This window comes from Rhizobium sp. BR 362, assembly GCF_036528765.1.
Lineage (GTDB): Bacteria > Pseudomonadota > Alphaproteobacteria > Rhizobiales > Rhizobiaceae > Rhizobium.
Window position 1 is genome coordinate 382655 of record NZ_JARWGH010000004.1, and the last position, 20810, is coordinate 403464.

Annotated in this window: 20 protein-coding genes and 1 tRNA gene; 8 read left to right on the forward strand and 13 right to left on the reverse strand. The window is 59.4% G+C overall.

Annotated features, from left to right (window positions below):
* The first annotated feature begins 30 nt into the window (after positions 1–30).
* Positions 31–957 carry a carbohydrate kinase family protein gene (locus tag QDY28_RS08460; protein WP_331381239.1) on the forward strand — a complete coding sequence of 309 codons (927 nt, stop codon included), beginning with the start codon at positions 31–33 and terminating at the stop codon, positions 955–957.
* Between the two features lie 280 nt (positions 958–1237).
* Here QDY28_RS08460 and pgi read toward each other — a convergent pair whose 3' ends face one another.
* A complete protein-coding gene (gene pgi / locus QDY28_RS08465) occupies positions 1238–2863 on the reverse strand; it encodes a glucose-6-phosphate isomerase (protein WP_331381240.1) in 1626 nt (541 codons plus the stop codon).
* Positions 2864–3049: 186 nt separating this feature from the next.
* Positions 3050–4747, reverse strand: a complete 1698-nt coding sequence (locus QDY28_RS08470) for a long-chain fatty acid--CoA ligase (protein WP_331381241.1) — start codon at positions 4745–4747, stop codon at positions 3050–3052.
* A 358-nt stretch (positions 4748–5105) separates the two neighbouring features.
* Here QDY28_RS08470 and QDY28_RS08475 point away from each other — a divergent pair, with 358 nt between their 5' ends.
* Entirely contained in the window at positions 5106–5501 is a 396-nt protein-coding gene (locus tag QDY28_RS08475; RefSeq protein ID WP_331381242.1) for a PRC-barrel domain-containing protein, read from the forward strand.
* Between the two features lie 60 nt (positions 5502–5561).
* Here the strand turns inward: QDY28_RS08475 and QDY28_RS08480 are convergent, their stop codons facing one another.
* From QDY28_RS08480 to osmF, 5 genes are all read right to left on the reverse strand, one after another.
* Complete coding sequence (locus QDY28_RS08480; protein WP_331381243.1) at positions 5562–5957, reverse strand: VOC family protein; 396 nt, start codon at positions 5955–5957, stop codon at positions 5562–5564.
* A gap of 55 nt (positions 5958–6012) precedes the next feature.
* Complete coding sequence (locus QDY28_RS08485) at positions 6013–6762, reverse strand: ABC transporter permease (RefSeq protein ID WP_331381244.1); 750 nt, start codon at positions 6760–6762, stop codon at positions 6013–6015.
* Positions 6759–7706: an ABC transporter ATP-binding protein gene (locus QDY28_RS08490; protein WP_331381245.1), complete on the reverse strand. Its 948-nt coding sequence runs from the start codon at positions 7704–7706 to the stop codon at positions 6759–6761. The genes QDY28_RS08485 and QDY28_RS08490 overlap by 4 nt, the downstream gene beginning before the upstream one ends.
* A complete protein-coding gene (locus QDY28_RS08495) occupies positions 7703–8869 on the reverse strand; it encodes an ABC transporter permease (protein ID WP_331381246.1) in 1167 nt (388 codons plus the stop codon). Before QDY28_RS08495 ends, QDY28_RS08490 begins: the two co-directional genes overlap by 4 nt.
* Positions 8870–8997: 128 nt before the next feature.
* Complete coding sequence (gene osmF, locus QDY28_RS08500; RefSeq protein ID WP_331381247.1) at positions 8998–9906, reverse strand: glycine betaine ABC transporter substrate-binding protein OsmF; 909 nt, start codon at positions 9904–9906, stop codon at positions 8998–9000.
* A 446-nt stretch (positions 9907–10352) separates the two neighbouring features.
* Between osmF and QDY28_RS08505 the strand changes: the two genes are divergently transcribed.
* Positions 10353–11573 carry a LysR family transcriptional regulator gene (locus QDY28_RS08505; RefSeq protein WP_331381285.1) on the forward strand — a complete coding sequence of 407 codons (1221 nt, stop codon included), beginning with the start codon at positions 10353–10355 and terminating at the stop codon, positions 11571–11573.
* Between the two features lie 203 nt (positions 11574–11776).
* The gene (locus tag QDY28_RS08510) at positions 11777–12055 is read left to right on the forward strand and encodes a hypothetical protein (protein ID WP_331381248.1); all 279 of its coding nucleotides are present in this window, start codon (positions 11777–11779) and stop codon (positions 12053–12055) included.
* Positions 12056–12135: 80 nt separating this feature from the next.
* Here the strand turns inward: QDY28_RS08510 and QDY28_RS08515 are convergent, their stop codons facing one another.
* A complete protein-coding gene (locus QDY28_RS08515; protein ID WP_331381249.1) occupies positions 12136–12435 on the reverse strand; it encodes a putative quinol monooxygenase in 300 nt (99 codons plus the stop codon).
* Between the two features lie 213 nt (positions 12436–12648).
* On the opposite strand from QDY28_RS08515, the gene QDY28_RS08520 reads away from it, so the two are divergent.
* Positions 12649–13029, forward strand: coding sequence for a TM2 domain-containing protein (locus tag QDY28_RS08520; RefSeq protein ID WP_331381250.1), 381 nt, complete (start codon positions 12649–12651; stop codon positions 13027–13029).
* A gap of 371 nt (positions 13030–13400) precedes the next feature.
* Here QDY28_RS08520 and QDY28_RS08525 read toward each other — a convergent pair whose 3' ends face one another.
* From QDY28_RS08525 to QDY28_RS08540, 4 genes are all read right to left on the reverse strand, one after another.
* Positions 13401–13748 (reverse strand): hypothetical protein, encoded by a 348-nt coding sequence (locus QDY28_RS08525; protein ID WP_331381251.1) that lies wholly within the window; start codon positions 13746–13748, stop codon positions 13401–13403.
* Between the two features lie 179 nt (positions 13749–13927).
* Positions 13928–14143: a hypothetical protein gene (locus tag QDY28_RS08530; protein WP_331381252.1), complete on the reverse strand. Its 216-nt coding sequence runs from the start codon at positions 14141–14143 to the stop codon at positions 13928–13930.
* A 144-nt stretch (positions 14144–14287) separates the two neighbouring features.
* A tRNA-Thr gene (locus tag QDY28_RS08535) sits at positions 14288–14363 on the reverse strand.
* Positions 14364–14500: 137 nt separating this feature from the next.
* Positions 14501–15460, reverse strand: a complete 960-nt coding sequence (locus tag QDY28_RS08540; RefSeq protein WP_331381253.1) for an NAD(P)H-dependent flavin oxidoreductase — start codon at positions 15458–15460, stop codon at positions 14501–14503.
* 434 nt (positions 15461–15894) lie between these two features.
* Between QDY28_RS08540 and QDY28_RS08545 the strand changes: the two genes are divergently transcribed.
* Positions 15895–17133, forward strand: a complete 1239-nt coding sequence (locus QDY28_RS08545) for a hypothetical protein (RefSeq protein WP_331381254.1) — start codon at positions 15895–15897, stop codon at positions 17131–17133.
* An 18-nt stretch (positions 17134–17151) separates the two neighbouring features.
* Here the strand turns inward: QDY28_RS08545 and ppk2 are convergent, their stop codons facing one another.
* Positions 17152–18033, reverse strand: a complete 882-nt coding sequence (gene ppk2 / locus QDY28_RS08550) for a polyphosphate kinase 2 (protein WP_331381255.1) — start codon at positions 18031–18033, stop codon at positions 17152–17154.
* A 222-nt stretch (positions 18034–18255) separates the two neighbouring features.
* On the opposite strand from ppk2, the gene phoR reads away from it, so the two are divergent.
* Positions 18256–19536 (forward strand): phosphate regulon sensor histidine kinase PhoR, encoded by a 1281-nt coding sequence (gene phoR / locus QDY28_RS08555; RefSeq protein WP_331381256.1) that lies wholly within the window; start codon positions 18256–18258, stop codon positions 19534–19536.
* Positions 19537–19720: 184 nt separating this feature from the next.
* On the forward strand, positions 19721–20755 hold the full coding sequence (locus QDY28_RS08560) for a substrate-binding domain-containing protein (protein ID WP_331381257.1): 1035 nt from the start codon (positions 19721–19723) through the stop codon (positions 20753–20755).
* Positions 20756–20810 lie beyond the last annotated feature (55 nt).

Sequence of the window (20810 nt, forward strand, 5' to 3'; positions counted from 1 at the left end):
ACTGACAGACGTGTTCTCGAGGAGGCCGGAATGATATTGTGCTGTGGCGAAGCTTTGATCGACATGCTGCCGCGGGATACGACGCTGGGTGAAAAGGCCTTTGCGCCCTATGCCGGCGGCGCGATCTTCAACACCGCAATTGCGCTTGGCCGTCTCGGCGTTCCGACCGCTTTCTTCACCGGCATCGCAGACGACATGATGGGCGATATCCTGCGCGAGACGCTCTCGGCCGCCAAGGTGGACTACAGCTATTGCGCCATTGCTCCGCGTCCGAGCACGATCGCTTTCGTCAAGCTCGTCAACGGCCAGGCGACCTACGCCTTCTATGACGAAGGTTCCGCCGGCCGTATGATTACCGAGGCCGATCTCCCCACCTTGGGGGACGACTGCGAAGCCCTGCATTTCGGCGCCATCAGCCTGATCCCGAATCCCTGTGGCGCGACCTACGAGGCGCTGATGAAGCGCGAATATCAAAGCCGCGTCATCTCGCTCGATCCGAACATCCGCCCCGGCTTCATCAAGGACAAGGCCGCCCATATGGGTCGCATCAGCCGCATGGCCGCCATGTCCGATATCCTGAAATTCTCGGATGAAGACCTCGAATGGTTCGGCATTGCCGGAAACCACGACGAACTCGCGGCTCACTGGCTGAACCAGGGCGCCAAGCTGGTCGTCGTCACCAAGGGCGCCGAGGGTGCAACGGGTTATACGAAATCGTTGAAAGTCACGGTCCCGAGCGAGCGCGTCACCGTGGTCGATACGGTAGGGGCGGGCGACACGTTCGATGCCGGCATCCTGGCATCGCTGAAGATGAATGGCCTGCTGACCAAGGCGCAGGTTGCTTCTCTCGATGAGAAGGGGCTTCGCGATGCCCTGGCTTTAGGCGCCAAGGCAGCCGCTGTTACGGTGTCCCGGGCAGGCGCCAACCCGCCCTGGGCACATGAGATTGGGCTTTAAGAGGTCCTATCCCGCCCTTGGCGGGCGGGAAAGCAATTTCTTAGGATTAGGCTTTCCCGCAGATCAGTGCAAGAAGCGGACCCCCGCTCTTGCAATTTCAATGGCTTAGAAATTGCGAGAAACTTTTGAAGACGCAGAGCTTCCGGTATCGCAATTCCTAAAGCAATGAAATTGCTTTCTCGCCCGCCAAGGGCGAGATAACCTCGCGTTTGCCGCACTTTCGCGTAAAAAAAGCCCCGCCTGAAGCAACAGACGGGGCTATCTTGTGTGTTCGAAGGACTTACTTCGCCCGGCTCGCCAGCGCAGCCACCAGGCCCTGCGTCGACGAATCGTGGCCGGCAGCGCTTTCCTTGCCTTCGATGACCGGCAGCAGGCCGGTTGCCAGTTCCTTGCCGAGCTCGACGCCCCACTGATCGAAGGAGTTGATGCGGAAGAGCACGCCTTCGACGAAGACCCGGTGTTCATAAAGAGCGATCAGACGGCCGAGCGCGTAGGGCGTCAGCTTGTCGTAGACGAAGGTGATCGACGGGCGATTGCCGGTGAAGACGCGATGCGGCGCGATGAAATCGGCCTTTTTGTCGTCCATGCCCTTGGCGGTGAGCTGGGCCTTGGCTTCCGCGAAGGTGCGGCCCTTCATCAGGGCTTCCGACTGTGCCACGCAATTTGCCATCAGCAACTGGTGCTGGTGACGCAGGTCCGGCTCGAAGGCGTTGGCGGCGATCATGAACTCGGCCGGGATGATGCTCGTGCCCTGGTGGATCAACTGATAGAAGGCATGCTGGCCGTTGGTGCCGGGCTCACCCCAGACAACGGGGCCGGAATTGCCTTCGACCGGCGTGCCGTCGATGGTGACGCCCTTGCCGTTCGACTCCATGTCGAGCTGCTGCAGATAGGCCGGGAAGCGCGACAGGCGCTGGTCATAGGGCAGGATGGCGCGGGTGGTGTAACCCAGCACGTTGCGATGGTAGAAGCCGATGAGGCCGAGCAGCATCGGCAGGTTTTCCTTGAATGGCACCTTGCGGAAATGGTTGTCCATCGCATGCGCGCCGTCGAGGAACTTGCCGAAATTCTCCGGACCGATGGCGATCATCAGCGGCAGACCGATGGCCGACCAGATCGAGTAGCGGCCGCCGACCCAATCCCAGAAGCCGAAGACGCGCTCGCTGTCGATGCCGAAGGCCGCGACCTTGTCGAGCGCCGTCGAGACCGCAGCGAAATGATGCTGAACGGCAGCTTCGCCGAGCGCCTTGGCGATGAAGTTGCGCGCCGTCTGGGCGTTGGTCATCGTCTCGATGGTGGTGAAGGTCTTGGAGGCGACGATGAACAGCGTCGTTTCCGGCGAGACGAGTTTCAGGATGTCGGCGATATGCGCGCCGTCAATGTTGGAGACGAAATGCGAACGCGGGCCATCATGGAAGGGCGCAAGCGCCAGCGTCGCCATCACTGGACCGAGGTCGGAGCCGCCGATCCCGATATTGATGACGTCGGTGATTGCCTTGCCGGTTGCGCCCTTCAGCGTACCCGAGCGGATAGCGTCGGCAAATTTGCCCATGGCAGCCAGCACGCCATTGACGTCTGGCATCACATCCTTGCCATCGACGAGGACAGGCGTGTTGGAGCGGTTGCGCAGGGCGGTGTGCAGAACGGCGCGATTTTCGGTGAAGTTGATGGCAGCGCCCGAGAACATCTCGTCGCGCTTGGCGGCAACACCGCCTTCGGTCGCAAGCTTCTCGAGAAGCGCGAAGATCTCGTCGTTCACCGCCGTCTTGGAATAGTCCATCAGCAGGTCATCGAACGAGGTACTGAAGCGGGAGAAACGTTGGGAATCGGCGGCGAATGCGGCGCGGATATCAGTGGCCTTGGTGGCGGCTGCGGTGCTCTTCAGTTGTTCGACGAGGGCGTTCATGGGAGGCTCCTTGCGGTTCGCGCCGCTGGCCGTATGGCGAGGGCGGGGCAATCTGAGTTAGTCGCGGAAACTATTCGCTTTGTAAGGGGTAAATCAAGTTGGCGCACCGGTAAAAGCGAAAAAAGCCCCCCGCGGACAAAGGCGAGCGGCTTTCCGAACGGCAGGGAATAATGACACCAAATTATGTCAGCTACGCAATTCCTTGCGTAGGATTTTGCCGACATTCGATTTCGGCAGTTCGCCGCGGAATTCGATGAAGCGTGGCCGTTTGTAATTGGTGAGGTTTGCGATGCAATGCGTCTTGAGCTCCGCCTCGGTCAGCGCCTGATCCTTCTTGACGATGAAAAGCTTGACGGCTTCGCCCGAATGTTCGTCCGGCACGCCGATCGCCGCCGCTTCGAGAACGCCCGGATGCATGACCGCAACCTCCTCGATCTCGTTGGGGTAGACGTTGAAGCCCGAAACCAGGATCATGTCCTTCTTGCGGTCGACAATCTTGGTGTAGCCGCGCTCGTCCATGAAGCCCATGTCGCCGCTGCGGAAAAAGCCGTCCGGTGTCATCACGCGTGCTGTTTCGGCCGGCTGTTTCCAATAGCCCGCCATGACCTGCGGCCCGCGGATGCAGATTTCGCCGACTTCGCCGAGCGGCAGCGATTTGCCGTTCTCGTCGCGAATGTCGAAATCCGTGCCCGTGATCGGCAGGCCGATCGTGCCGGTGAATTCCGGGCTGTCGAAACGGTTGGCGCTTGCGACCGGCGAGGTCTCGGAAAGGCCGTAGCCTTCGGTGATCCAGGCTCCGGTCATCTTCCGCCAGCGCTCGGCGACCGGCCGCTGCACCGCCATGCCGCCGGCAAGCGTTGCGGTGTGGGAGAGATCAAGTTTGGCAAATTCGGGATTGTTCATCAGCGCATTGAACAGCGTGTTCAGGCCAGGGAACATGTCGAACTTGTATTTGCCCAGCTCCTTGATGAAGGCCGGTATGTCGCGCGGGTTGGCAATCAGCACGTTATGGCCGCCGAGCGACATGCCCATCAGCGAATTCACCGTCAGCGCGAAGATGTGATAGAGCGGCAATGCGCAGACGAAGGTTAGCTGCTCGGGGCGCGGCTTGTTGATGTAGGCGGATTGGAGCCAAAGCAGCAATTGCTGCTGGTTGGCGAGCAGATTGGAATGGGTGAGGATCGCGCCCTTGGCAATGCCGGTCGTTCCGCCGGTATATTGCAAAAAGGCGATGTCGTTGCCGCCGAGTTGGGATGGTTTCAATGGCAGACGCGCGCCTTCGGAGATCACACCCTTGAAGCTGCGATGGCCGGGAATGGACCATGCCGGTACGAGCTTCTTCACCTTGCGGACAATGAAGTTGACGATATGGCCCTTAATGCCGAGCATGTCGCCAAGTGCGGTGACCACGACATGGCGCACATCCGTATGCGCCAGCACTTGCTCGACAGTATGTGCAAAGTTTTCCAGGACGAAAATCGCCCTGGCGCCGCAATCGCGAAGCTGATGTTCGAGTTCACGCGGCGTATAGAGCGGGTTGACGTTGACGACGACAAGCCCGGCGCGAAGGATGCCGTAAACCGTAATGGGGTTCTGCAGCACGTTCGGCATCATGACGGCGACGCGATCGCCCTTCTGAAGGCCGAGGCTCTGCAGCCAGGCGGCGATCTTACGCGTCTGCCTATCGAGATCGCGATAGGTGATTGATTTGCCCATGCTGGTGAAGGCGAGCTTGTCGGCGTAGCGTGCGCAGCTTTCCTCCAGCAGTTCGACGAGTGATGCGTGCTCCAGCGGCGGCAGTTCGGCCGGTACGATGTCCGGATAGGAAGCAAGCCATATTTTGTTGACCTGCGGTCTATCCGACGGAGCAGAGACTGAATTCATGCGCACTTCCTCCCTTACGCATCATCACGCCCCGCCTTGGCGAGCCGGGGCTTTGTAGCGTGGCACTGCTTTGCTGAAAAGTCTCCCGCTTTTCACAGCACCGCCGCCTTTGCCCTCACCTAAAGACGTAGAGCAACAATGAAAGCTATACTAACTTTGACGTAAACGTCAATAATCCCTGCGCGTTAACCAATTTTTAATAACTTTGAAAAAAGTACTGGAACTTTTGCCAAGACAGCGCGTTAATAGCGCCGTGGGCGAGGACCCACCGGAGCATCGTGCTGCCCCCGTAAACGCTTAAGGCGGATCGGACGCTCCAAAAATTTTATGTGAAGCGTATCCAAGAGGAGGTGCGCACATGCATAAAGAGAGTGCCGATACGATGAGCCGCGATCTTTATATCAAGGATATGTCGATGCTGGTTGCCTGCGATCGGGTGGAAGGATCGAAGGTCTTTGGATCCGACGGCAAGCAGATCGGTCATATAGAGCGCCTGATGATGGAGAAAAGCGACGGACGTATCGCTTTCATCATCCTGAGCTTCGGCGGCTTCTTCGGCATCGGTCAGGATCACTACCGGCTGCCGTGGGAAAAGCTGCGCTATGACGCCCGCATCGATGGCTATCGTATCAATATGACCAAGAACGACGTCGAAAAGGCTTGTCGTTTTGCCAGCAAGGACGAGACCTTCGCCCACAAGGACCATGGCCATAAGAGCCATGACTATTTCGGCGTGCCGCCCTACTGGATGTAGGCATGCAGATAGTCAAGCCAGACCGGCCCCGTTTTCACGGGGCCTTGGTTTGCGTAGCTTTTACTCATATCGCCCATTCCTTTGTATCACCTCGATCTTGTAGCCATCGGGATCGGTGACGAAGAAGAAGAGCGCGAAAAGTTTTCCATCGCGATTGAGCTCAACGATCTTGCCGGGCGTCAGGCCAAGCTTGGTGAAGCGCGCGTGCTCGTCGCGAAGTTCATCCACCGAAACCGCAAGGTGGCCATAGCCTTCACCGAGCGCATAGGGTTCGATCCGGCCCTGATTGACAGTCAATTCCAATTCGAAACCGGTTTCGGCATTGCCCAGATAAATCAGCGTAAAGGTCGGAAAGACGACGCGATCGACGACTGCGAGTCCGAAAGCCTTGTCGTAGAAATCGACCGAGCGTGCTTCATCGAGGATGCGGATCATCGAATGGATCATTTTCGCCATAGGTAGCCTCCCAAATCCTTAAACATGACCTTTGCGGGCGCGAAGCGGCTTTTGATCAATGCGACTGCAAGCCGATTTTGCGAGTGACGGCGGTTTCGATCAGCTCCATGCCGTCATAGATCAGCACCGCCATCAGGCCGACGATCAGGCCGCCCTGCAGGATGAAGGCCGTGTTGTCGTTGATCAGCCCGGCGATAATGACTTCGCCGAGCCCCTTTGCCGCAACTGTCGAGCCAATGGTGGCTGTGCCGATATTGATGACGGTGGCGATCTTAAGGCCCTCGATGATCAGCGGCAGCGCGAGCGGCAGCTCCACCCGAAACAGCCGCTGCCAGCCATTCATGCCCATGCCGTCGGCAGCGTCGAGCACGGAAGCGGGCACCTGCTGCAACCCGGCAACCGTGTTTTCGAAAATCGGCAGCAGGGCATAGAGGAAAAGCGCGATCAGCGTCGGCACTGCGCCGAAACCAGTCGTGGAAATGGCAAGCGCCAGCACTGCGACCGGCGGAAAGGTCTGCCCGGCATTGGCGATCGCCCGCGACAGCGGCAGGAAATCGGCACCGCTCTTGCGGGTGACGAAGATGCCGCCGAGGACGGCGAGAACGCCGCTGGCAGCGATCGAGACGATGATCAGCTCCATATGGCTGATCGTCAGACCGACAAGGCTGTTCTGCGTATAGATTGGCGATGCTCCGAACTTGGTGAGCGGTGCCAGGATCGGCATCAGCCATTCCGGCCGGAATAGCAGCACCAGAAGCAGCGCCAATGCCAGGAACCGGAAGATATTGGCGGTCAGGAATTTCATGCTTTGCGACCCAGCTCGATCAAATGCCGCATTGAAATCGAGCCGACCGGCATCTTGCTGTCGTCTTCTACGGCTGCCTCGTCCGCACCCTGCCAGATCATCGCCGCCAGGGCGTCGCGCAGATTGAGCGTCTGCGGCAGGCTATAGCCGAGCCCCGGTCGCGGCGGCTGCATGCTTTCCTTGAGCGGCAGCAGCGACATCAGCTTCAGCGCCCGGTCTGACGTGCCGGTCAGTTGCTGCACGAAGGGATCGGCCGGTTCGGTCAGGATCTTCCCCGGTTCCGAACATTGCAGCAGCTTGCCTTCGCTCATGACTGCGATCTGGTCGCCGAGATGAAAGGCTTCGTCCATGTCGTGGGTGACGAGAACGATGGTCGTGCCGAACTGCTTCTGGATCGCCAGAAGATCGTCCTGCGCCTTGCCGCGGATGACCGGATCGAGCGCACCGAAGGGTTCGTCCATCAGTAGCACTTCCGGTTCGGCTGCGAGCGCGCGGGCGACGCCAACGCGCTGTTGCTGGCCGCCGGAAAGCTGGCTCGGATATTTCGCCGCGAAGGTGCCGGGGTCGAGATGGAAGAGATTGAGCAGTTCCTCGACGCGCCGGTCGCTGCGCGCCTTGTCCCAGCCGAGCAGTTGCGGCACGGTGGCGATGTTCTGCGCCACCGTGCGATGCGGAAACAGGCCATGGCCCTGGATGGCATAGCCGATGCGGCGGCGAAGCTCGGTCGCCGGCACACTCATGACATCCCGGCCGTCGACCGAAATCTGGCCGAGGGTGATCGGCACCAGCCGGTTGATCATGCGCACCAGCGTCGACTTGCCGGAGCCGGAGGTGCCGACGATGACGGTGATCGTGCCCTTTTCCATGCTCATGCTGACATTGTCGACCACGGTGGCACTGCCGTAGCGCTTGGTCACGCTCTTCAGCTCGATCATGGTGGTCATACGTGTTGTCCCCGGATGCTGTCGATGACCGCATCGAGGATGACGGCCGATGAGAATGCGAGAAAGACCGTCGGCACGGCGCCGAGCAGCACAAGGTCATTGGCGGTCTGGCCGATGCCCTGGAAGATGAAGAGACCGAAGCCGCCGCCGCCGATCAGCGCCGCGACGGTGACGAGGCCGATCGCCTGCACCAGCACGATGCGGATGCCCGTCAGGATAACCGGGAAGGCGAGCGGCAGATCGATGCCGGTCAGGATCTGCCGGCGCGTCAGTCCCATGCCGGCGGCGGCATCGCGGACGGAGGGATCTACGCCGGTCAGCCCGACGACGGTGTTGGCAACGATCGGCAGCAGCGAATAGATCACCAGCGCCACCAGCGCCGGCGCCACACCGATGCCCCTGATGCCGATCGCAGCGGCGAAAGGCACATGCGCCGCGATATAGCCGAGCGGCAGCATCAGGATGCCGAACAGCGCCAGGCTCGGGATGGTCTGCACCAGGCTCAGCGCCCGCAGCACGATGGCGCGGAGTCGCGGCTGCCAATAACAGAAGATGCCGAGTGGCAGCGCAAGCACGATGGCGATGGCGACCGAGCCGAGCGACAGGAACACATGGCCGAGCGCCTCGTTCCAGAACTTGTCGGCATTGTTGGCATATTCCTTCATGATCGACAGATTGTCGAGCAGACCGGATCTGAGAATGATGCCGAGGATCGCGGCATAGAGGGCGAGCGCGGCGACGCGAAGCCATGGCGTGAGCTGCAGCTTCACTAGAGCATCGGAAATCACCAGCCCGATGACGGCGAGCAACACCCAGAAGGAGCCGCCCGGCGTAATGCGCGCGACGGTGCTGCCGGCAGGCGTAGCCGCGGTCGAGACGAAGCCGAGCGTGACGATCAGAAGGGCAATGGCAAGCGTGGCGATGCCGAGGCGGACGAGCGGGTTGCGCAGAAAAAGCGCGGCAAAGGCGGTGGCGATAAGCAGGGCAAGAAGCACCAGAGCAACGGGCTGGGCGAGGAGTTGCGTCAGCAATTGCGGCTTGCCGGCAGCGATGCGGTTTGCCTTGACGATGATGAACGGCATCGACGCGGCCGCGAGGCAGCCACTGGCCACCAGCACCACTCCGAGACGGTCCACCCTGCGGACCGCGAGCGCATCTTCCATCAAGCAAGCTCCGTCAGCGAGTGATCCCAAAACCAAAAAAGCGGTCTTTAGAGAGGATCATGCTTCATCAAAAATCATGCGGCCCCACTCTATCAAAGCGGAGCCGCGGGCGTGACAGGTAAAAGTTCTTACTTCAGGAAACCATTTTCCTTGAGGTAGGATTCGGCAACCGACTTCGCCGGCTCGCCGTCCACCTGGATGCGGCCGTTCAGCTTGCGGAGCACGTCGGCGGTGAGGCCCTTGAAGATCGGGGCGAGAATTTCCTCGATCTTCGGATTGGCCTTCAGCACGGCTTCGCGGATGATCGGCGTCGGCGCATAGACTGGCTGCACGCTCTTGTCGTCTTCGAGAACCGTCAGTTCGGCCGCTTCGATGGCACCGTCTGTGCCATACACCATGGCGGTATTGACGCCGTTGGTCTGATCGGCAGCAGCCTTGATCGTCGCTGCCGTGTCGCCGCCGGAGAGCACGACTTCCTGCTCAGGCTTGATCTGGAAGTTGTAGGTCGTCTGGAAGGCCGGCAGAGCCGCCGGCGAGTTGACGAACTCGGAGGAACCCGCGAGCTTGACGGGACCGCCGCCGGAAACCCATTTGCCGAAATCGGACATGGTCTTGAGCTTGGCCGGACCGGCGACGTCGTTGCGAACGGCAATCGCCCAGGTATTGTTGGCGGGAGATGGCGTCAGCCAGACGATCTTGTTGGCGTCGTAATCGAGCTTTTTGGCCAGATCGTAACCCTGCTGCAGGTTCTTCCAGGCCGGATCGTCTGATTTGTTGAAGAAGAAGCCTGCATTGCCGGTATATTCGGCGTAGATGTCGATTTCGCCTGATGTGATCGCCTTGCGCAAAACGGGCGTCGTGCCGAGCGCAATGCGGTCCTGCGCCTTGATGCCGTTGGCATTGAGCGCGGCGAAAATGATGTTGCCGAGCAGCGTGCCTTCGGTGTCGATCTTCGATGAAACCACGACGTCGGCCGCGCTGGCACCACTGGCGGCGAAAGCCGTTAGCGCGGCGGCGAGTGCGAACTTCTTGAACATGATCTTTCCCTTCCCGTTGAACCGTTTGTCTGGCGCATCCGTTCGGTTCAAATCCGGTCCCCGGATACGTTGCATAGGATTGCGGGCCGAAGAACCCGCATGCGAAGTCCCGTCTGCGTTTGGAAGATAGCGCTCGCCACCGAAAAATCGATAACACGCCAGTCCGCCACCTGCAGTCGCAGCGCGATTATGACGAGGGTGCCCGGCATAAGCGCGAAATAGTTTTCTTTTTTCGGGGACACGTGCGTTTGTTTTTGTTCCCCTTACCCGTTTCGCCACCGTTCCGATCTCTTGGTGATCAGGATCAGTTAGGCGGCCATCAAACGATAGTCTCGGCCTTTTAGGCGTGGGATATCTTTTTTCGAGAACACATCATATCGTGACGACGTGTTGGTTCGGCCGCATGCGAATGGGGGCATGTGGCAGGCTCGGAAAGGATGGCCGGCTTGTATCTCGGAGCATTGTTCATCGCCGATACGGTTTTCTCGGTCGGCTCCGTCAGGGAGACTGCCCGCAGGCTGTCCTTTTCCGCCTCCACCGTATCGAGCGCGCTTCGAAGGCTGGAGACAGAGCTGGCGATGAAGCTCGTCGAGCGAGCATCGGGCGAGCTTGCCACCCTGCTTGCCAGCTCGAAGGTGCAGAAGGGCCTGCAGCCGATCCTCTCCGCCATACGGCAGCTCTCGGCGCTGACGAAGGAGCCCCCAGCGCCGCAAAACTATCCCGAATGGGCGGCCCGCCTGCCATTGAAGATCGCTACCATCGAACGTTTCCTGGAGGTCGCCGACCAAGGCAGCATCAATCGCGCTGCCCGCCGCCTGCGTCTCGGTCAGCCGCAGCTTTCGCTGCAGATCGCCAATCTGGAAGAATTGTTCGGCTGCCGCCTGTTCGAACGGCAGGCGCAGGGTTCGGTGCTGACCGAAGTCGGCCGCGAGATCTATGCCATCTTCGCCGGCATCGCCGAGGCCTGGGACGAGATGAAGGCAACGGCGGACGAGCGCTTTCAGCGGGCGGCGCGTGCCGTGCGCATCGGATCGATCATCCCGACCGGGTCGGAAAGCTGGGTGGCCCGCTCGCTTGCCAGCCTCGTGGCGCGCTGGAACATCAGCGGCAACCGCAACACGCTGTCCTTGATGCTGATGACCGCCGACGATTTGCGCGAGGCGCTGCGGTCGGGTCGCATCGACGTTGCCATCGTCGATTCCGTCTTCGGCCTCGATGCCTTCGAACACATGGAGCTGGTGGCAACCGATATGGTGGCGATCGCGCCGCCCGGCAGCACGGAACAGTCGGTGACGGCACTGGTCGAAAACCATCCGCTCTGCGTGCCGAGCCCGCGCACCGGCATCGGCAACGCGGCAACCGCCTTCGGCTACGACAGTGGCGACCGCCGCCGGTTTCGCGGTCGCGACATCACTTCGGCCGACTCGCTGCCCGTCATCGTCGACCTTGTCGCCAATTATGGCTATGTTTCGTTTCTCGGCCGCGTCAGCGCCGTGCCGATTGCCGACAAGGTCCGGATCGTCAATCCGGATCAGATTTTGCCGCTCTCCTATCATCTCGCGCACAATGGCCGCCGCGCTTCGGTCGATGCCTGCCAGTTGATCCAGGAGGCGGTGCGGGAGCTGGTAAGCGGAACGGAAGCGACCCGAATACGCTCTCTGTCCTAAAGCAGTTTCGAACCAACGGAGCAAGCTCCGACATTATTACCGGCCGCTACCCACCGTTAGGCCACGCTTACAGCGGCTTCCGGCTTCCGGAACCATGCCTTTGTCTTGAGCGTTAATGTCATGCCTCCGCTCACGCGGGGATGATGCCATCCGGGCCGGCGCAGATGTCGCCGGCTTGCGGGATGCGTTCAAGGAGAAGAGAAATGAGGATCATCGCAACGGCGTTAGTAGCGCTGGGCATCCTCGCTTTGCCGGTGACCAATGCTGATGCTCACCGTCGCTACTACCACCACCACCATCATCACTACAGCGGCCCCAACGTGATGATTTCGCCAGGCTTCTTCGGCCTCTATGTCGGTCCAAGGTACGGCTATAATCGCTACTACTATCGTGATCGTTATTGGGGTGGCCCGTATTATGGGTCGCACCGTTATTGGCATCGCCCATATTGGCGCGATCGCTATTACGATCCGTGGTACTGAGCAGGCGAGAGCCAGCGCAAGATGGGCTGAAGAACGGCGCCGCAAGGCGCCGCGGAGAGTTCGGCTGCTGTGAGGTGCGATCAAACCGGATTGAGCACATGTACGGCGCGCTCGGCCATCAGATGCTTCACCTTCTCGCCATAGGCCGCCATATGCGGCGCGGCGGCATGTGCCTTGAGCGCCGCCATGCTCTCCCATTTCTCGACCACCACGAACGTATCGGGACCGAATGCCGGATTGGCGCCTTCAACGTCAACGACGGCGGTATATTCGATACAGCCGTCCTCCGCGTGTACAGCCGGTACATTTGCCTGGAAGGCTTCGAGTACGGCGGCCCGCTTGCCAGGCAGCGCGGTGAGAATGGCGAGAACGTGAATCATGATGGTTCCTTTGAATGGATAGAATGATGCTGAGAAGTCGGATTGCGCACATTACGTGGCCGGTTCGACGAATATCACAAATAGGCGATCGAACGCTTGACTTCACCTTGTCACAGTCGCAATTCTCTATCTGTGCGAGAATCTTAATGCGCCGATCTATTGTGGCGTGAAATGAAGTAGGACTTGCGCCAGTCGATCATTTGAGAGGAAAAAATGGGGCTTTCCACGCAAGAGCAAATATTGATCGAACAACGCGTGACCAATGAAGCGAAATCGGTGGGCGCAGCCTATTTGCTCTGGTTTTTTCTTGGCACTCTGGGCGCGCACCGGTTTTATCTCGGTAGAACCGGCAGCGGGGTGGTGCAGTTGATTCTGTTCGTACTCGGCTGGCTTACGACATTCCTCATCGTCGGCTTTGCCCTCCTTGCAGTGCTCGGCATCTGGTGGATCGTCGATGCCTTCCTTATTTCCGCGATCATTGCCGAACAGAAGGAAGCGATTCGGCAGCGCCTGACCGATCATTCGCTCCGGATGAATCAGCAGTCGGAGCAGGCAAAACGCACCGTGATGTCAGCCCATGGGCAAAACGCCTAGTCGCGTCCGAAGCGGTATCTGCCGACGGCAAGCAAAGTAATGACATGACAATCGACAAACATTAGTGCTTCCCTATATTCCTGAAAGCAGGAGGAAGCCGATGTCAACCGAATGGCCAATGTTCATCTTGCAGTCGATCGTGGTTGTTGGCTTGGTGGGAGCCCTGTTCATCAGGGCATAGCTGCCCAAACGATCCATAGCCGAAACACGTCGCGGGTTCATGACAAGCAGCCCGACCGAACTGGCGGTCGAGCTGCTGTACGATCCGATCAGGGGTCAAATCCAATCAGATCAGAAATCAGTAAGCTGATCATACTATATGTCAACTACCAATTTTGGGCTTTTTTCCTTCGAGAAAAAGACGAAAAACGTTAGAGACTGTTGCGGTCCGTCACTGCGGCCGCGTCTGCCTTATTGGGAACGATAGGCTTCGTCATCGTCTGCGAGCGTAGCACAAGGCCTTGGAAGTCTCGAACGAGCTTCCAGGCTTTCGGATCCTTAAAGCCAGCCTCTGTCGCCGCATATTGGTCGCTTGAGGATTGGAAACCAGCAGCGCGGGCATCGTGTTCCATCTTGTTGGAGACGACGAGCGAGGTTCCAAATGCCACAACGGCAATTAGCCAGCCGAAGGCTCGTCGGCCCTTCTGAAATAGCCCATGAGAAAGACCGTAGAGCATGATAAAAGCCAGAATGCCGATGAGTGCGAGCATTGGTGACATTGGTAACCGCTTGACGAGATAGAAGAACAACTCTCGGATTAATAGCGGCGCAACCATCACAGCGCCAGATCGCATCAATGACAACCAAAGATATCGGTTAATCAACCCTGAAGCAGGTCGCTGAAGGTTCTAAGCCTCGCCGTCAGACCATTAGCATCTCATGACAAGACCATGCCCGGTCAATCGTGCCCACGTCCACGATAGGTCGTTGGAACGCCAGCCGCTTCATGGCATTGCGCGAGAGTTTCCAGCCATGCCGCCAATCCATCCGGCACTTTGGCATTGCCGGCTTCCATCGCCTCCACCCATGACAGATCGCATTGCAGGGCACTCGCCAAATTGATCGGCGTCCAACGAATATGCAAAAGGCATTCGGAAAAGCGTTCTGGGGTCATGGATAGTCTCCACGATAGCGTTCACGGTGTCAAAGGACGGTGCGAAGTCAAGCGACAAAAGCGGCTTAATTTTGAAATTGCAGGCTTAATCGCGTGACGGCGACCATAATCTACAACAACTTCTGTTAAGTTTGGTGAAGAGAGTGGTGCCGCTTACGTGACTCGAACACGTGACCCCATCATTACGAATGATGTGCTCTACCGACTGAGCTAAAGCGGCATTCCGGAGCATTCGGTATGGCCCCGCGATTTGCATGGCGCTGATACAGTCAATGCGACGAGATTTCAAGCGCTCAAATTGCCGATTGGCAAAAAAGCGAACGGGCTTGTGAAAAAGCAGCGCGCCGTTGAACCCTCTCAGAGTGCCAGCCGGGCCCGTGCCTGCCGGTATTGCGCCTCCAGCCGGTCGACGAGTGCGGCGACCGGTTCGACGGCTTTGACGGCGCCGATCCCCTGGCCGGACCCCCAAATATCCTTCCAGGCCTTGGCGCCGGTCGTCGCCGTTTCGAAATCCATCTTGGAAGGATCGGCCTCCGGCAGGTTGTCCGGGTCCATGCCGGCGGCGCGGATCGAAGGTTTCAGATAGTTGCCGTGCACGCCGGTGAAGAAGTTGGAATAGACGATATCGGCCGCCGCGCCGTCGACGATCGCCTGCTTGTAGGCTTCCGCCGCGCGCGCCTCCTCAGTGGCAATGAAGGGCGAGCCGATATAAGCCATGTCCGCGCCCATCGCCTGGGCGGCGAGGATCGCGCCGCCATTGGCAATCGCGCCGGCAAGCAGCAACGGTCCGTCGAACCATTCGCGGATTTCCTGAACGAGCGCGAAAGGCGAGAGCTGCCCGGCATGGCCGCCGGCGCCCGCCGCTACCGCAATCAATCCGTCCGCCCCCTTTCGGATCGCCGAATTGGCATGACGGTTGTTGATGATATCGTGCAGCACGATGCCGCCATAGGAATGCACGGCGGCATTGACTTCCGGCACGGCACCAAGCGAGGAGATGACGATTGGCACCTTGTATTTGACGCAGAGCATCAGATCGTGTTCCAGCCGCTTGTTCGATGCATGGACGATCTGATTGACGGCGAAGGGGGCAGACGGGCGTTCGGGATGCGCGGCATCATGGGCTGCGAGATCCTCCGTGATCATCGCCAGCCATTCGTCCAACTGGCTCTCGGGCCGCGCATTCAGTGCCGGGAACGCACCGACGACCCCGGCCTTGCATTGCGCCAGCGTCAAGGCCGGATGCGAGATGATGAAGAGGGGCGAGGCCACGACCGGCAGCCGCAGGCGCTCAGTCAGGACAGAAGGAAGAGCCATGAACATCATCCGTATTTGACGTTTACGAAAACGTCAAAGGGATAACAGATGTGCGTCGGGAGGGGAAGATGGGGGAAGCGGGCAATGGGCGACAGGCAATAGGCAATAGGCAATAGGCAATAGGCAGTAGGCAATAGGAACGAGCTTCTTGCCAATGGCGCCGCTTCCGAATGCGATCTCTACTGCCTACTGCCTACTGCCTACTGCCTACTGCCTACTGCCTACTGCCTACTGCCTACTGCCTATTGCCTCCACCGCCACCCCATTTGTGTCGTCTTTGCCATTTATCCCCGCCGGAGTATTCGAGGGTATTTCGAGAGACTTGCACATTGCCGGTCAGGGCGTTACCCAATTTGGTTAGCAAATGATAAAGAAACGGTCGTTTTGCCGGTAGAGTATGCAGGCGCATCGCGCGTGAGAGTAAAGGATCTGATGTGAGCGGATTAGAAACGGCTATCAGAAGCGCGTTGGAGCGATCCGAGCGAGCCAATCCGGAAATCCGGGCTCGCATCTATCAATCGGCGCGACAGGCGCTCGAAGCCGGGCTTCGCAAGCAGGACATTACCGATATCGGCGTTATTTCCGCTCAGCGCCAGCGCCTTGAAGCGACCATCAGGGCGATCGAGGGCGAGGAGCGCGCCCGCCCGCCGGAGATGCCTGTGACCCCCGAGGTGGAAGCGCCCCATGTGCCTCCCGCAGCGCCGCAACAGCAAGCTCCGCAGCCGATGCAGCAGCGTCAGGAGCAGGAACCTGTCATGAGCGTGCGCGGCGAGACGCGCGACCGTCCCATTGCCGCCCGAGCCACCGTTCCCGTTGAACCCGCCGCACGGGAAAGCGATTTTGGCGACATGCGCGCCGGCCCGGCCGATCATCTCGGCGCCGATAGCGATGAAGGTCAGGCGGTCGCCGCGCCGAGCGCGACGCGGTCGATGAATTTCAAGCCCGAGCGCGCCGCCGTTCGCCGCAAACCGCGCAAGTTCTTCTCGCGCCTGCTCGTCTTCTGCACGCTGCTCGCCTTTCTTGGCGTCGGTGCCTGGTGGATCAAGACCTCGGGCGTGTTCATGACGGCGGCGCAGCGCGACACCAGCGTTCCCAATCCGCCCGCGCATGTTGATTCCCAGGATTTCAACGGCAACAACAGTGCCGACGATACTTCAGACGACGACAATAGCGGGCCGCCGGCCAATCCGGGGCTGGCGACCATCGATCCGCAGAACAACTTTTCGGCGGAGTGGATCGAGATTTTCAAGCCGACCGATTTGGCCAAAGTCATAAGCGGAACACAGGCCAAGGCCGACAACGTCTCGGAAAACGAGGGTCCGGCGGTGCGCCTGATCTCTCAAACCAGCGGTCCCGATGGCAATGCCTCGGTGGAAGTGCCGGTAAACGTGCTGCAGCAACTGGCCGGCAAATCGTCGACCATCGCGCTGACGGTGCAGTCCACCACCGATACGCCCACGCAGATTACGGTGGAGTGCGATTTCGGCTCGCTCGGCAGTTGCGGCCGTCACCGTTTCGACGTCACCCGCCAGAAGATGGATGCGCTGTTCCAGGTCCGCTATGATCGTTCGCTGGCGCCGACAGCGCCTGGCCATCTCATCATTAACAGCGATGTGGACGGCAAGGCGCGCGGCATCAATGTCTATGCAATCCGTGTCCTGCCGGGGCAATAAGGCTGGCTTGCATCCTGTCTATTTGAGGACATGCAATCCCATGCCGAGGATCTTGTCATCGAGCTCGCCGATCGCCTTCTCGTCCCTGCCGTCATAATCAAGCGTCAGCAGCATGTGACGAATGAGGTTAAGACGCGCACGGCGCTTGTCGTTGGCGTGGATCACGGTCCATGGCGCGTAGTCCATATGCGTTTCCTTCAGCATGCGATCGCGCTTTTCGCTGTAGTCCTTCCATTTGTCGAGGGCCGCGATGTCCATGGAGGAAAGCTTCCATACGGCACGCGGATCGTGGCGGCGATCGTGAAAGCGCTTGAGCTGCATCTCCCGGCCGATATCGAGATAGAATTTGAAGAAGAAAATGCCGTCCTGGACGATAAGCTTTTCCATATGCGGCGTCTGCTTCAGGAATTGCTCGTATTGCTCATGGGTGCAGAAGCCCATGACCGGCTCGACGCCGGCGCGGTTATACCAGGAACGGTCGAACAGCACGAATTCGCCCGCCGTCGGAAACTGGGCGACATAACGCTGGAAATACCATTGCCCGGCTTCGCGGTCGGTCGGTTTGGTCAATGCCACGGCGCGCGCGAGGCGGGGATTCATATGTGCGGAAGTTGCGGCGATCGCACCGCCCTTGCCGGCAGCGTCGCGGCCTTCAAAGAGCGCCATGACCCGCTTGCCGGTCGCCTGCAGCCAGAACTGTACTTTGATGAGTTCTATCTGCAGCTTTTCCAACTCTTCCAGATACTCTTCCTCCTTCAGCTTCTTCTTGTAAGGATAGCCGCCGGAAGCAAGCGCCTCGTCCTCGATCCAGTCCGGCAGGACGGGGTCATCGACATCGAATGCGCGCCTCTGGCCATGAATATTCAATTCCACCGCACGGCTTTTCACGTCCTCTGCCATGTGCTCTGCTCCTCCGCAATTTATGCCATCTTAGCGATATTTGCCGGTACTGTAAAAAAAGCCTTACGAGCAGGTTGAGCCATTTATCCAGTATTTTCAACCTCTTTGCGGTTTCCGTCTTTCGCCGGCTACGTTTATTGCCGTAAGCGGCCGGCTTCTGTGGATAGAGCCGAAAACTTCTGTCATGAATCCTCGCTAAGACGCGGAGTCTTGGATTCCGCTATGACAGGCGAAGGGACAGGCGCATTGGAAGACGAATGGTCATTCCTCAGGAAACTGGCTGCACGGCTGTGGCAGGAGATCGCCATGCTGATTCTGGCGACGCTGATCGCCGTCATGGCGCTCGTCGGAGGTATCAATACTGCCGTCGTCTTCTGGATCTGGGTTGTCGTTGTAATCGTCGCGCTGATCCGCCGGCCGCTTGTCTTGCAAGCCGCGCCGCCGCCGCCTCTCGAGCCGGCGCTGGCCGATCCGGAAGCCTTGCTTCGCACGGTGTTCTCCGGCCTCGCCGCACTCGATGTCCCGGTGTTGATCATCGACCGCGAGGCCTCCGTCCTGGTGCAGAATGCCGCTGCCGAAAAGGCGTTCGGCGCCTTTCCGCTTAATGCACATATCTCCGCCAAGCTGCGCTCCCCCGGCGTGCTCGACATGGTGCGGGAGACGATCACCACCAACACGCCGAACCAGATCGAACATTCCGAGCGCCTGCCGTCCGAGCGCGTCTATATCGTCCGCATCGCGCCGATCGATCTGCCGGAGACCGATATCGAGCCCGGCACCTTCTTCGTGCTGTCTTTCCGCGATGTCTCCGAACTTCGCCATATTGACCGCATGCGCTCCGATTTCGTGGCCAATGCCAGCCATGAGCTGCGCACGCCGCTCGCCTCGCTGCGCGGTTTCATCGAAACCATTCAGGGGCCGGCCAAGGCGGATCCGAAGGCGCAGCAACGTTTCCTCGGCATCATGTTCGACCAGACGACGCGCATGAGCCGGCTCGTCGACGATCTCCTGTCGCTCTCGCGGCTGGAGCTGAAGTCGCACATTGCGCCGGACCAGAAGGTCGATCTCGTGCCGTTGCTCGGCCATGTCCGCGATGCGCTGCTGCCGCTGGCTGCCGATCTCGACGTCACCATCAATCTGCATCTGCCTCCGGGGAAGGTAGAGGTTCTGGGCGATCGCGACGAACTGGTGCAGGTCTTCGAAAACCTTATCGAGAATGCCTGCAAATATGGTCAGGAAGGCAAGGTGGTCGAGGTTTCACTCTTGAACGAACCCGGCCAGGCCGTCGAGGTCATCATATCAGACAGGGGACCGGGCATCCCGGCGGAACATGTGCCGCGCCTAACGGAGCGCTTCTATCGCGTCAATGTCGAGGACAGCCGCTCGAAAAAAGGCACCGGCCTGGGGCTTGCCATCGTCAAGCACATTCTTACCCGTCACCGCGCGCGACTGATCGTCAAGTCGGAAGTCGGAAAAGGAACGGACTTTACCGTCCGCTTCTAACGCCCCTGTGAATCGCTGAATTCGGTGCGACTTACCTCATAAAATTCAACGTGTTGAACTGTCATAATTGTTTTACTCGCCTGACATAAAAGGGCGGTGCTTTGACCGCTAAAAAAGAGATGTTGAACAGGCGGATGCTCCGTTCGCCGTCGCGCTCTTCAAAGCCCGTCAGGGAGGGTTCGCCATGAACACGTTGAAACTGTCTGTCATAGCGTTGGTCGCGTCCGCCGCTTTCGCTGGGGCTGCTGCGGCCCGCGATCAGATTCAGATTTCCGGTTCCTCTACCGTATTCCCCTATGCAAAGATTGTTGCCGAGACGTTCGGGGAAACCTTTACGAATTTCAAAACGCCGGTCGTCGAATCCGGCGGCTCCGGTGCCGGTCTGAAGGAATTCTGCAAGGGCGTCGGCACCGATTCCATAGATATCGCCAATTCTTCGCGCCCCATCAAAAGCAGCGAAGTCGAGGCCTGCAAGGCAGCCGGTGTTGCCGATATCGAGCAGGTCAAGATCGGCTACGACGGCATCGTTTTCGCCTTCGACAAAACCAATCCCGACATGAAATTCGTGCCCGCCGATCTCTATAAGGCATTGGCCGCGGAAGTCGTGGTGAACGGCAAGCTGGTTCCCAATCCCTATAAGAAATGGTCGGAGATCAATCCGGCCCTGCCGAACTTCGAGATTGCAGCCTATATCCCAGGCGAGAAGCATGGCACGCGCGAGGTTTTCGAGGAGAAAGTGCTCGCGGCCGGCTGCAAGGAGTCCGGTGCGCTTGACATCATCAAGGCGACTGTGTCCGATCCCGATCAGCAGGCCAAGAAATGCATCGCCGTGCGCAAGGATGGCGCAGCGGTCGATATCGACGGCGATTATCCGGAAACACTGGCCCGCATCGACGCCAACAAGCACGGCGTCGGCGTCTTCGGCCTCTACTTCTATCAAAACAATGCCGACAAGCTGAAGGTCGCCACCGTGAGCGGCATCGTGCCGTCGGGCGAGACCATCGCCAACGGCACCTATCCGGTGTCGCGGCCGCTGTTCTTCTACGTCAAGAAGGCGCATCTCGGCGTCATTCCGGGCCTAAAGGAATATGTCGACTTCTTCACGAGCGATCAGATGATCGGACCCGACAGCCCCTTGGCCGAATACGGCCTGGTGCCGGCGCCCGATGCCGAGCGCGACCAGATTCGCAAGGATTTCGCGGACGGGAAGATCATGTGATTGCATAAGGACTGCCCGCCGGTGCGGCTCGCCGCCACGCCGGCGTTCGCCGGGG

Bases quoted from the DNA above. Each gene is read 5' to 3' on its own strand.
- QDY28_RS08510 (WP_331381248.1), top strand. From the start codon at position 11,777: ATGAGGATCATCGCAACGGCGTTAGTAGCGCTGGGCATCCTCGCTTTG.
- QDY28_RS08530 (WP_331381252.1), bottom strand. From the start codon at position 14,143: ATGACCCCAGAACGCTTTTCCGAATGCCTTTTGCATATTCGTTGGACG.
- osmF (WP_331381247.1), bottom strand. From the start codon at position 9,906: ATGTTCAAGAAGTTCGCACTCGCCGCCGCGCTAACGGCTTTCGCCGCC.
- QDY28_RS08520 (WP_331381250.1), top strand. From the start codon at position 12,649: ATGGGGCTTTCCACGCAAGAGCAAATATTGATCGAACAACGCGTGACC.
- QDY28_RS08490 (WP_331381245.1), bottom strand. From the start codon at position 7,706: ATGACCACCATGATCGAGCTGAAGAGCGTGACCAAGCGCTACGGCAGT.
- QDY28_RS08470 (WP_331381241.1), bottom strand. From the start codon at position 4,747: ATGAATTCAGTCTCTGCTCCGTCGGATAGACCGCAGGTCAACAAAATA.
- QDY28_RS08515 (WP_331381249.1), bottom strand. From the start codon at position 12,435: ATGATTCACGTTCTCGCCATTCTCACCGCGCTGCCTGGCAAGCGGGCC.
- QDY28_RS08475 (WP_331381242.1), top strand. From the start codon at position 5,106: ATGCATAAAGAGAGTGCCGATACGATGAGCCGCGATCTTTATATCAAG.
- ppk2 (WP_331381255.1), bottom strand. From the start codon at position 18,033: ATGGCAGAGGACGTGAAAAGCCGTGCGGTGGAATTGAATATTCATGGC.
- QDY28_RS08460 (WP_331381239.1), top strand. From the start codon at position 31: ATGATATTGTGCTGTGGCGAAGCTTTGATCGACATGCTGCCGCGGGAT.
- QDY28_RS08525 (WP_331381251.1), bottom strand. From the start codon at position 13,748: ATGTCACCAATGCTCGCACTCATCGGCATTCTGGCTTTTATCATGCTC.
- QDY28_RS08560 (WP_331381257.1), top strand. From the start codon at position 19,721: ATGAACACGTTGAAACTGTCTGTCATAGCGTTGGTCGCGTCCGCCGCT.
- QDY28_RS08480 (WP_331381243.1), bottom strand. From the start codon at position 5,957: ATGGCGAAAATGATCCATTCGATGATCCGCATCCTCGATGAAGCACGC.
- QDY28_RS08540 (WP_331381253.1), bottom strand. From the start codon at position 15,460: ATGGCTCTTCCTTCTGTCCTGACTGAGCGCCTGCGGCTGCCGGTCGTG.
- phoR (WP_331381256.1), top strand. From the start codon at position 18,256: ATGACAGGCGAAGGGACAGGCGCATTGGAAGACGAATGGTCATTCCTC.
- QDY28_RS08495 (WP_331381246.1), bottom strand. From the start codon at position 8,869: ATGGAAGATGCGCTCGCGGTCCGCAGGGTGGACCGTCTCGGAGTGGTG.
- pgi (WP_331381240.1), bottom strand. From the start codon at position 2,863: ATGAACGCCCTCGTCGAACAACTGAAGAGCACCGCAGCCGCCACCAAG.
- QDY28_RS08485 (WP_331381244.1), bottom strand. From the start codon at position 6,762: ATGAAATTCCTGACCGCCAATATCTTCCGGTTCCTGGCATTGGCGCTG.